The sequence below is a fragment of the Comamonas resistens genome (genome assembly GCF_030064165.1).
Classification (GTDB): Bacteria; Pseudomonadota; Gammaproteobacteria; order Burkholderiales; family Burkholderiaceae_C; genus Comamonas; species Comamonas resistens.
In genome coordinates this window covers 1-10,050 of record NZ_CP125948.1, presented here as the reverse complement: position 1 = coordinate 10,050, position 10,050 = coordinate 1, and the positions used below count along the sequence as shown (strand labels likewise).

Genomic DNA, 10,050 nt, shown 5'->3' with positions numbered 1-10,050 from the left:
CTGCACAACATTGCCTCATATGATACTTAGTTCAAATGAGTATTGAAGTATATGATTAGCCATTCATCTACTCACTTGAAATCATGAAGATCATCTCTGTGCTCAATGAAAAGGGTGGGACAGGCAAAAGTACGGTGGCTACCAACTTGGCCACAGCTTTACACCGAGAGGGCAAGCGTGTGGTGCTCTTGGACTGTGACCCACAAGGCACTGCACGCGACTGGCGTGATGCAAGCCCCGAGGATGCAGACCTTCCCCCGGTGCTTGGCGTCGATCGGCCTCAGATGCTGGCCTCTTCGCTCAGTGGCATCAATGCAGAGATCGCCATCATCGACAGTCCGGCCAAAGCGGAGTCTATGAGCGCTGCGATTGTTCGGGCCTCGCATGTTGCCCTGCTGGTGATCCAGCCATCAGGGGCTGATCTCTGGGCCAGCGGCGCAGCCGTCAAGCTCATTCAGGCCAAACGAGATATGGGCGGAGAGATTGATGCAGCATTCCTGGTCAACCGAACCAGCGGAGCAACAAAGCTTTCCAAGCTGGTCAAAAGCGGTGAATGGAACACATACGAAGGAATTGAAAAGCTGGAGACGTCTATCGGCAATCGAGCGGTGTTTGCCACCGCCATGACCGATGGACGATCCGTGCTCGACTACAGCGATGCCAAAGCCAAAGAAGAGGTGCAGGCAGTCGTTCAAGAACTCAAGGAAGCAAAATGGCTTTAACAGTTAAACCATTGAACAAGGTGCGCGGTAGCGTGCCCGTCAAAGAAGTCTCCAAACCCTCTCCCGCAGAGCTGGTGCGCGTGAATATTGAAGTGGAAAAAGAGACTCGGCAGCACTGGCGCATGGAAGCCATCAAGCGTGGCTTGTCGCTCAAAGAGCTGATCCAGCAGGCGATGGAATCACACATCAAATGATCTTTTACTCATGTGAGTAAAAGATCATTTACTTTGGTTGCCCACCTTCAACACCAAAATCCGCATAACACCATCCTCGATGCTGGTGATGATGCGGCAGCCGCCCATGCGGTATTTCCAGAACTCCCCCAGCGTTGAGCCCTTTAAAGCCTCCCCCACGCTGGGCGGATCATCAAGCACTGCCACCCGCTCCCGCAGGAAGGCTAGGATGCGTCGGGCTACTTGTTTGTCCAGCTTAGCCAGCTCTTTGAGAGCGGTGTCTTCAAACTCAATGCGCCAAGCCAAGACTGCGCTCCACGTCATCGATTGAATGCGTCACCGCGCGCCCAGCACGCACGTCCAGCAAGCGCTGCTCTGCCAGGTACAAGTCTTCCAGGTCATCAATGTGCTGCTTGATGGCTTCGAGCATGTAGAAGGTCTTGGAGCGGCCTGTTTGCGCTGCCAAATTGCTCAGGCGCTGACTCAGGTCTTCAGGCAAACGTAGTGAAACGGCCATAGCGCCACCTTTTGAGATACATGTATCGCAAATTTTAGCAGGCGCTCAAAAAATGGTTCGGTGCCTTTCTCCTCAAAAGATACGCAACTTGCGTACAATAATCCAAATGAAAGCCGTCTTCGTTGAATTGCCTGCCTTCGAGCGAAACAGAGCCACCTACCTCAACGATGACGAGTTCAAGGAGTTCCAAGAGCGCTTGCTCAAGAACCCTGAAGCGGGCGACATGATCGAAGGCACCGGCGGGCTGCGCAAGGTGCGCCATGGTGATCCACGCAGAGGCAAAGGAACTCGCGGCGGGTTACGGGTCATCTACTACTGGTGGAGCGGTGGTCCGCAGTTTTGGCTCTTCACTCTGTACGACAAGGACGAGTTAGAGAACCTGACACCAAAGCAGAAAGCGATCCTGAAGCAGCTTTTGAAAACCGAATTGGAGGCCAGAAAATGACCAAGCGTGATCTCTTTGCAGAACTCAGCGAAGGCTTTGATGCACTAGCGAGTGCACGTGCAGGAAAGCGCACGCTGCGAACCCACGAGGTGGAGCTGAAGCCTGAAGTCACCATCACCTCTGCCGAACTCAAGTCGATTCGGGAACGTTTGAATCTTTCTAGGCCCGTCTTCGCCAGCTACCTGAGGACAAAAACCCGAACCTTGGAGAATTGGGAGCAAGGCAGGGCTGCGCCGAATGCGCAAGCTGCCTTGCTGATCCGGCTGGTGGAGAAGTATCCCGACACGGTTTCTCGCCTCGCAGCGGTCTAGATCGAACATTCAAAAAAGCGCCTTTTAAGGAGCTTTTTGCTACTCACCATAACTTTCTATTATCTCTGGCAACAAAAAAGGCGCTTCAAAGCGCCTTTTTTGTTGACTTGAACTCACTTCATCCAGCTGACAACTGAGGGCCGATGTTCATTTGCAGTCCAAGGGCGTTCATCACTTTCATGACGGTTGAAAAGCTTGGGTTGCCTTGCTCGTTCAGTGACTTGTAGAGCCCTTCGCGAGTGAGTCCAGTGTCTTTTGCAAGCTGCATCATCCCGCGTGCACGGGCAATGTCTCCCAGTGCTTTGGTGAATAGTGCAGCGTTGCCCGGTTCTTGTTCCAGACAGGCTTGAAGGTATGCGGCGCAATCTTCATCAGATTGCAAGTAATCGGCAGCGTCGAAGGCCTTGATGCCAAATTTTTCAAAAGCAGCAGAGTTCATCTCTTCACCCTTTCAGCTCTTGCACCATGGCTTGAGCTTTTTCTATGTCGCGTTGCTGAGTCGATTTATCGGTATCTATGAAGTTCATTAGTATTTTTTTCACAGAACATCGGAGCACATAAATTCAGTTGCAATGGCGTAGAAAATTAAAACCTCTTTATTAATAAAAGTAATAACAAGCTAAATTTAAATGCAAAAAAATGATTTGTTTTTTGTGTTACAAAGAAGAGTCAAAAAATAACCGTCACATCATCCATCATGCCAATCGGTTCAGAAATAGAAAAAAAAACTGAAGATCAGTCTAAAAACAAATCAAAATCTCCAGAGTTTCATTTAACCGATCCAAAATTCAATTTTTCAGAATTAATAATAAGCAAAAACTCGTTAGATGACATAAACTCTCTAATAAATTTACAAAAAAACCTAAAATTTATTGCAGAGGATATGTGCTTCAAAGAGACTCATGACTTATCTGACTCTTTTATATTAAATCTGTACGGTCCTCCTGGAACAGGAAAAACATCTATTGCACATGCAATAGCCAATAAACTTGGAAAAAAAATATTATCAGTGGATTACTCTGAAATAGAGAGTAAATATGTTGGAGAAACACCAAAGAATCTAAAAAAAGTTTTCGACTTTGCATCAAATTCAGACGACTGCATAATATTTTTTGATGAAGCAGATGCAATGCTTAGCAAAAGAGTTACCAATATGAGTAGCTCCACTGATACTAGTGTAAATCAAACACGTTCTGTTTTGCTGAATATATTAAATGATTTCAAAGGCTATCTAATATTTGCAACAAACTTTGTTAGCAACTACGATCCAGCCTTTATGAGAAGAATAAATAGACATATTCACATAGATCTACCAGATTCAGAAGCTAGACATAAATTGTTCGAACGATATATACCGAAGAAATATCATTCAAGCATAGAACTCTCAACTCTTTCTGCTGAATCAGAAGGAATGAGTCCCGCAGATATAAAAAAGAGCACACTATTAGCTGCATATTCAGCAGTTGAGAGTAAATCTTTCTCCATAAATAATGACATTATCATTACAGAAATATCAAAGATAAAGCAAAGCAAAAATGCAAATTTATCAAACGCAGAAACTTTTACACGGATTTTAAGCAAAGAAGAAGCTTCGCAGATTATTAAATAGGAAAATAAATGATACCTCTACTTTTAATTGCAGGTCTAGCTATTGGTGCAGCAGCAATAGCCATAACATTCTGGGATAAGATAAAACTTTACTTATCTAAAGCAGTTCAGAAGGTTAAGGAAGTAGTTAAAGCGGCAATTGTTGGATTTACTGCCTATATCAAATCAGGTCTTGATTGGAGAGAAGGAATAAAGGCAGCTTATAAGTTTTACTCAAAAAACGATCAAGGCCAATGGCAGGAAACAGTAACAACAAAAACTATAACAGTAGACCAGCTTCCTGAAAAAATTCGCAAAAAACTTGAAAAAAGCCAAGGAAATCAAGTAGATATCTCTGACGAACTGGAACTTGAACTAAGCTAAGCTAAGCTAATTATGAAAAAAGAATTGCCATTAAATTTAAAAGATATTTTTACAGCAGCAGAGGAAGCAAATAATTTAATTCTAAAGAGCTCTCAGTCTTCTTTAGAAGATTATATGAGTTCTTTATCTGAAAAACTAGACAAGTTCGTCGAAAAGTCTGAGAAAGACAAAGAAATATCATTTATTGCAGGAGAAGTTGGTGTTGAGTACATAAATGATAATGAATTCAGGTTTGTCGGAGAATTATATTTCAAAAACAAGAACGGAGAATTATTAAAGGAGAATTTATCAGGCAGACCAAGCTATTACATTCATCACTTAGATGAATATTCGACCGATAGAATAAAAACAGAAAAGATAATTAAATTCGAGTACAACAAATAAAATGGGCTTTATAGTTGGTATAATTTTTCTGCTAATAATAGCAGCCTATGCTAAAAGTTTATTAACTTTTATTCTAGGATTAGCCATAATTGGATTCTATATATATTTGCTTATAGAATTCACATGGCCGACAATTGCTTTAACAGCCTTCATCTGTTTTTGTGTCCATGTCCATAGAAAATCTATTTATGATAAATTCGACGCGCTTTTCAAAAGCGATGACATAGAAAAAATAATTAATTCAATATCACCTCTTGACAATAATAAGAAAAATGAAGTATTAGGAATATACAAAACTAGGCTTAAAGATTTTGGCTATTCTGAAAAAGATATCTCGGATCTGTTTAAATCAATAATTTGTTATGATTTTATGAATTTTGCACATGAAAACAACATTGCGGCTCAATCCTCAGCATCAATAATTATTGACAAACAAAATTTCAATAAAAACTTCTCTGAGAATTACGACAAATATATAAAAAAAATAAATTCATCATATATTAATGAGTTTCTTAATAAAGAAGGTATATATCTTGCAGAGCCAGAAAATACAGGGATAATTTCAGTTAGCTTCCAAAATAGTGAAGAATCATTTGATGATGAAATAGAGTTGGATGACTAATAAAAAATCTAGTATCCATGAATAATGGCGTACACCTCTTTTCCCGGTACGCCGTAGTTAGTTTTGTCTGGAACAATACGCACGCACAGTCGCTTGTCACAGCTACTGAGCTGCGCACGGCCTGCCCTTCTCTCAAAATCCGCAACAGATGCTTGCAGTGCTGCTCTCTCCAGGCGTAGCTCCACGACTTCACTTTCAGTCCAGGCACCAATGCCGTAGCCAATAGCAGCTGCTGAAACCATCAAGCCCACAGCGCCCATTGCGGCATAAAGCACCATGCGCCCACCTATAGCGTTTGCACCAGCGTGAAGATCATCACTGGCCTTAAACGCGGCATCTGTGACCTCACTCATACGCTTAATCAGTGGCTCTGCTGCCTTACGCGAGGTTTCTGAGGCTCGATCAGCTACGCCCAGCATCGAACGCTCTACGGCCTCCCTAGCCCCTGCAGCAGCGCTCTCGTTGACCGTACGTGCGTTGCGACCGATATTGACGATGCTTTCCCGTAGCGCCTCGTGTATTGACCCAGTAAAAAGCTGCACAGGTCCTAAACTTGAAGAAAGGACCTGATAGATGAAAGATCAAGAAGAAGTTAAACGCTGGACAGCCAAGCGCAAATGTGTGCACCGCCACCGCTTCGAGAGCTTGCAGCATGCCAGCCGTGTCATCAGCGACTGGATCAGCTTCTATAACCATCAGCGTCCCCACCAGGCGCTGAAGATGAAAACGCCCGCTCAAGCATTTGCATTAGCGGCCTGACCTGTGCAAAAACCGCTGGGTCAATACACAAGCTGCCTTGCTGATCCGGCTGGTGGAGAAGTATCCCGACACGGTTTCTCGCCTCGCAGCGGTCTAGATCGAACATTCAAAAAAGCGCCTTTTAAGGAGCTTTTTGCTACTCACCATAATAGAAAGTTATCGTTACTTACAACCCGGTGTGCTTTTTCTTGCCGCGCAGCGGGGTGCGGTGCAGCGCGGCATCCCAGACTGCTGGAAGCGGGTCAAGGGAACATGGTTGATGCTTGGGAAGCGTACCCAGACGACCCTGTATTTACCTAAGCTCCACTGCACCCTCACTGCACTCCCACTGCACTCCCACTGCACTCCCACTGCACTCCCACTGCACCCTCACTGCACCCTCACTGCACCCTCACTGCACCCTCACTGCACTCCCACTGCACTCCCACTGCACTCCCACTGCACTCCCACTGCAGCTCTAAAGCAGCTCTAAAGCAGCTCTAAAGCAAATCTAAAGCAGGTCTAAAGCAGATGTACTGCACCTGACTGTCTAAGAAAGCATCAACATGCATGTGCTCGAAATGGAGCACAGTTGAGCCAACATGTGCCACACCTTAGATCCCTGATTTCAAAGGGAAAAGTGATGAAAAATGACCTACTCTGGAGCACATGCTTTATGTTCCACTCAAAGAGGTTGCAGCAGGAGAGATGCCTACAGCGTCTAGTCGCCTGACCGCATAAGCAAAACATAAGCAAAACATAAGCAAACGGGTTCACGTATCAGCAAAACATAAGCAAAAGATCAGCAAAACATAAGCAATTTTTCTCCTGGAGGGGCGGGCTCATGTACGTCGCTACAAGGTGCAGCTGCGCACTAGTGACTGCTGGAAGCGGCCCGCACGAAGACCATGCTTGATATGGCTGTGGACATAATGGACACCCCTTCAGGTTGAGCCAACACAAGTCCCGAAAAACGGGCTGAATGGAAAGCGCGTCGTGATGCGCTGATGGCCTCAAAATTTGCCAAATGAGAGACGGCTACTACCAAATTCCGCCCATACGTCCCGAGCTGCAAGCAGCCTGCGATGAAATGAAAGCAACAGGGCAGTTTTTTGCCTTCGCGGTCTGTCAGACGTGGGATGCCAAAAGTTGGGAAGTCAACACCAAACAAGGCAACATTTACTGTGCTCTGGGTGAACGTTTTGCCACCCAAGAAGAGGCTCATGCAGCTGGTGCTGCATGGCTTGAACAGCAAGAAAAATAGTGCTCTATCGTGCCTTTGGGGCACCTTTGGAATCGCTTTGTGACAGCTTTTCAGCCTTTTGAGCAGCTTCCTCAAAAGCGGCCAACTTCCCCTCAGCACGGGCTGCACGCTCTGCCTGCTGTGTAGCATGGTCGCTGGAGTGTTTCAGCGCTTGCGCATGTGCAGCTTGCAGCGCCGCCATTTCTTTCGCTAGCTTGGCGTTCTCTGCACGAACCTCTGCGATGTGCAGGGCTGCTTGCTGGGTAGCATCTGCCAATGCTTTTTCCGCACGTTCTGCGCGTGCTAAAGCATCGCTGAGAGAAGCATTCGAAGCCTCTAATTTTGCGTTGGCTACTGCACCTGTTTTTGTGGCTTCTACGGCTTCTTTTTCTGCGGACTTGAGCGCTGTCTTTAGTTCAGAAATCTCGGTGCTGTAACGGGCCTCGTTGGCGTTCGCCTGGTCAATTTTGAGCTGAGCCTTCGCCAACTCAATGCGAGCTGCTTCGGCTGCTTGTTGCTCACGCTCGATGCGCTGTGCAGCATCCATCAATGCGGTTGCTTGCTCATGTGACTTGCCAAGCAGCGTGTCCCTCTCGGTGGTCAGCGCGAGCACCTGCTCAGCCAACTGGTCACGCTCGACCTCTAGCTCTTCACCTGCACGGGCCAGCTCTGCAGCTTCTGCCTGCGCCTGGACAAGCAGCTCCTGTACCTCAGCACGGGCAGCACTCGCCGCTTTCTGCATTTCATGGGCGATGGCATTGCGCAAGTCAGCAGGAAGCTCTACGGCCTCTGCGCGGGCCACAGGGCGAGCCTCGCGCCATGTTTTCAAATGCGCATGAATGGTATTGGGGCTACCTGTGCCCAGCTTCTCGCGCACAGCGGTGATGCTGGGTGTTTTACCCTCGCCCGCAAGCGCATCTGCAGCCGCCGAAACCTGCTCGAATGTAACCCCTGTGCGTGCCATATAACAGCCTTTCGTATTAATATTTCATATCGTATCGTATATTTACGAAATACGTAATATTTATATTTATGAATACGTTACGAAATAGATGAGCGGTCATATGAATGGCGGGGTGTGGTGCTGCAGCCCCACGTAGCGAAGCGCGACGGCTGTTTGAGTGCCTTGGTGATCGCGCAGTCGCACGCCGCGTTAGGACACGGACGAATAAGCACTTTGCGTGCTGCGCGACTTAAAAGGGGTCGTCTCAGAATTCGGAAAATAAAGCACGCTAGCGGTTGATCTGTCAGGTTGAAGCCTGAGAGGCCGAGCGCAGATCGTCAGAAAAGGCGAAAAACGATCCTAATCTGACGCAACATAGGTGGGGTGCCTGACGCCCGGTTGAGGCGTACTTCAACTGGACACCATTCCAGAAAGACCAAGCATGGCATGGCCTGCCGCTGTCTTACCGTGCTTTATTTCCCGTTTTCTCTATCGACCCCTAAAAAACAGGGATTGGGCGCGATAGCGCCATTGAACGCCGGGCGGTAGAGGGTGCTCGGGACAAGTCGTTGACTTGACCCTCACTACCCGCGACAGCTCCGCGCTAGTACCTGCTGGGAGCAGCCAGCACGAAGAGCATGATGAATCTGGCTGTGGACATGGTGGACAACCCTCCAGGCTGACCACATGCCCACGAGCAGCCTGCTGCGATTTGATCGACAGCCCACCTAATCACCACTTAAAAATTAAAACCAAAATAACCTTCCGAGGGCTGTTATCTGATTATGGTATGCATCACCTGAGCCAGCGTGAAAACAGAAAAGCCCCCTGCGGGCTGTTATCTGATTATGGTATGCATCACTTCAACCATCGGGCCACGGTGGACTGGTTCACACCGAGTTCACCTGCAATGGCACGAGTGCTCAAGCCCGTAGCTGCCATCAGGCGTGCGCTGGCCTGCTTGTCCTCATTGTTGCCCCAGCGTTGCTTTACGCGGAACGATTGCAACTCACTGAATCGCTTGTCGCTGGCCTCTAGGTCAAATCGGTTCCATGTCCACTTGCTGACACTCTTGGCGATGTGCCAAACCTCATTACCCGCCAATGGCACCCTCAAGTCACCGTTTCTCTCTAAGGCACGGCTGTTTAAATGGGATTGCCAAAGCACAAAGTTGCGCACGTCCTGCTTGTAGTGCCGGACTTTGCGGTACGCGTACTGCCTGAGCCACTCAAACACAGTGACATTGCGTCCTAAGCCTATTTCCTCTGGCTTGCGTTTGGGTAGGTGCTTGGGGAGATCGACCCACTCAGCCAGCTCTCCCAGCTCGTAGGCCAGTCGAGGGCCACGCAGCACACGCCAAAGAGGATGTGCGGGGTTTTTGGTCATCAAGCCTGCATAGCCACTATCGGCCTCTAGCTTGGCCCTGAATGCTTCCTCTACGGCGCACAGATAGCGCATAGGCTGCTGCCGCATGTCTGGGCTGTCTACCAGCACAGGAACCGATAGACCCCACACCAGATGTCCCTTGGTACTTTGGCGATCCACTGCGGCCCAGGTGGGCGGTGGAAGGTTGCCCCGTTCCCACGCCAGAGCGGCTGCGGGCTGGTCTACGTCAAAAATAGACCATACGCGCAGGTTCGGTGGGTTGGCTTGGATGTAGGGATGTTTGAGGGCGTGCTGCAGTGTGCGAATGCTGCTCGCCGTCTTGTCAGCGCTGCAGTACGGCTTACGTGGCCACCGCTGGGCATCCTCAAATAGATCTAAATTTAGCTGTTGATTGTTCGCAAGCATGGTGACTTTCCAGCCGCGCAGCTATACTTAGCTCAACGGCCCCCTGTGGCTGCACACCTCCCGCTGCCGTCCAAAGCTCAGGGAGGTGTTTTCTTTTGTGCGCTCAGTTTACCCACATGTCACAGGGACACCAACAGACAGCGCATCCCAAGCACCCTACGCGGTGCTTTTTTTGTGCCTGTTGTATTGG

General features: G+C 48.0%; 16 protein-coding genes. 10 read left to right on the top strand and 6 right to left on the bottom strand.

The genetic code is table 11. From position 1 onward, the window contains the following. The first annotated feature begins 83 nt into the window (after positions 1–83). Entirely contained in the window at positions 84–722 is a 639-nt protein-coding gene (gene parA / locus QMY55_RS24590; protein WP_283489077.1) for a ParA family partition ATPase, read from the top strand. Positions 723–733: 11 nt separating this feature from the next. After that, the gene (locus tag QMY55_RS24585; protein ID WP_283489076.1) at positions 734–916 is read left to right on the top strand and encodes a hypothetical protein; all 183 of its coding nucleotides are present in this window, start codon (positions 734–736) and stop codon (positions 914–916) included. A 24-nt stretch (positions 917–940) separates the two neighbouring features. Here the strand turns inward: QMY55_RS24585 and QMY55_RS24580 are convergent, their stop codons facing one another. Beyond that, positions 941–1,201, bottom strand: coding sequence for a type II toxin-antitoxin system RelE family toxin (locus tag QMY55_RS24580; protein ID WP_283489075.1), 261 nt, complete (start codon positions 1,199–1,201; stop codon positions 941–943). Further along, the gene (gene relB / locus QMY55_RS24575) at positions 1,185–1,412 is read right to left on the bottom strand and encodes a type II toxin-antitoxin system RelB family antitoxin (protein ID WP_283489074.1); all 228 of its coding nucleotides are present in this window, start codon (positions 1,410–1,412) and stop codon (positions 1,185–1,187) included. The genes QMY55_RS24580 and relB overlap by 17 nt, the downstream gene beginning before the upstream one ends. Positions 1,413–1,518: 106 nt before the next feature. Between relB and QMY55_RS24570 the strand changes: the two genes are divergently transcribed. Together QMY55_RS24570 and QMY55_RS24565 are read left to right on the top strand one after the other, a co-directional pair. Next, positions 1,519–1,857: a type II toxin-antitoxin system RelE/ParE family toxin gene (locus tag QMY55_RS24570; protein ID WP_283489073.1), complete on the top strand. Its 339-nt coding sequence runs from the start codon at positions 1,519–1,521 to the stop codon at positions 1,855–1,857. Continuing rightward, positions 1,854–2,168: a helix-turn-helix domain-containing protein gene (locus QMY55_RS24565; RefSeq protein WP_283489072.1), complete on the top strand. Its 315-nt coding sequence runs from the start codon at positions 1,854–1,856 to the stop codon at positions 2,166–2,168. The genes QMY55_RS24570 and QMY55_RS24565 overlap by 4 nt, the downstream gene beginning before the upstream one ends. Positions 2,169–2,286: 118 nt before the next feature. Here QMY55_RS24565 and QMY55_RS24560 read toward each other — a convergent pair whose 3' ends face one another. Further along, entirely contained in the window at positions 2,287–2,607 is a 321-nt protein-coding gene (locus QMY55_RS24560) for an addiction module antidote protein (protein WP_283489071.1), read from the bottom strand. Between the two features lie 258 nt (positions 2,608–2,865). On the opposite strand from QMY55_RS24560, the gene QMY55_RS24555 reads away from it, so the two are divergent. Genes QMY55_RS24555 through QMY55_RS24540 form a run of 4 tightly spaced genes read left to right on the top strand, consistent with a single transcriptional unit; the run spans position 2,866 to position 5,145 of the window. Then, entirely contained in the window at positions 2,866–3,777 is a 912-nt protein-coding gene (locus QMY55_RS24555) for an AAA family ATPase (protein ID WP_283489070.1), read from the top strand. Positions 3,778–3,785: 8 nt separating this feature from the next. Beyond that, positions 3,786–4,139, top strand: coding sequence for a hypothetical protein (locus QMY55_RS24550; RefSeq protein WP_283489069.1), 354 nt, complete (start codon positions 3,786–3,788; stop codon positions 4,137–4,139). A gap of 12 nt (positions 4,140–4,151) precedes the next feature. Further along, the gene (locus tag QMY55_RS24545; RefSeq protein WP_283489068.1) at positions 4,152–4,523 is read left to right on the top strand and encodes a hypothetical protein; all 372 of its coding nucleotides are present in this window, start codon (positions 4,152–4,154) and stop codon (positions 4,521–4,523) included. 1 nt (position 4,524) lies between these two features. After that, positions 4,525–5,145, top strand: coding sequence for a hypothetical protein (locus QMY55_RS24540; RefSeq protein WP_283489083.1), 621 nt, complete (start codon positions 4,525–4,527; stop codon positions 5,143–5,145). Between the two features lie 8 nt (positions 5,146–5,153). On the opposite strand, the gene QMY55_RS24535 is transcribed toward QMY55_RS24540, so the two are convergent. Next, on the bottom strand, positions 5,154–5,498 hold the full coding sequence (locus QMY55_RS24535) for a hypothetical protein (RefSeq protein WP_283489082.1): 345 nt from the start codon (positions 5,496–5,498) through the stop codon (positions 5,154–5,156). 220 nt (positions 5,499–5,718) lie between these two features. Here QMY55_RS24535 and QMY55_RS24530 point away from each other — a divergent pair, with 220 nt between their 5' ends. After that, positions 5,719–5,904 (top strand): integrase core domain-containing protein, encoded by a 186-nt coding sequence (locus QMY55_RS24530; RefSeq protein ID WP_283489081.1) that lies wholly within the window; start codon positions 5,719–5,721, stop codon positions 5,902–5,904. Between the two features lie 1,006 nt (positions 5,905–6,910). After that, complete coding sequence (locus QMY55_RS24525) at positions 6,911–7,147, top strand: hypothetical protein (protein ID WP_283489080.1); 237 nt, start codon at positions 6,911–6,913, stop codon at positions 7,145–7,147. 4 nt (positions 7,148–7,151) lie between these two features. Here the strand turns inward: QMY55_RS24525 and QMY55_RS24520 are convergent, their stop codons facing one another. After that, on the bottom strand, positions 7,152–8,090 hold the full coding sequence (locus QMY55_RS24520) for a DNA-binding protein (RefSeq protein ID WP_283489079.1): 939 nt from the start codon (positions 8,088–8,090) through the stop codon (positions 7,152–7,154). Positions 8,091–8,927: 837 nt separating this feature from the next. Then, positions 8,928–9,860 (bottom strand): replication initiation protein, encoded by a 933-nt coding sequence (locus QMY55_RS24515; protein ID WP_283489078.1) that lies wholly within the window; start codon positions 9,858–9,860, stop codon positions 8,928–8,930. Positions 9,861–10,050 lie beyond the last annotated feature (190 nt).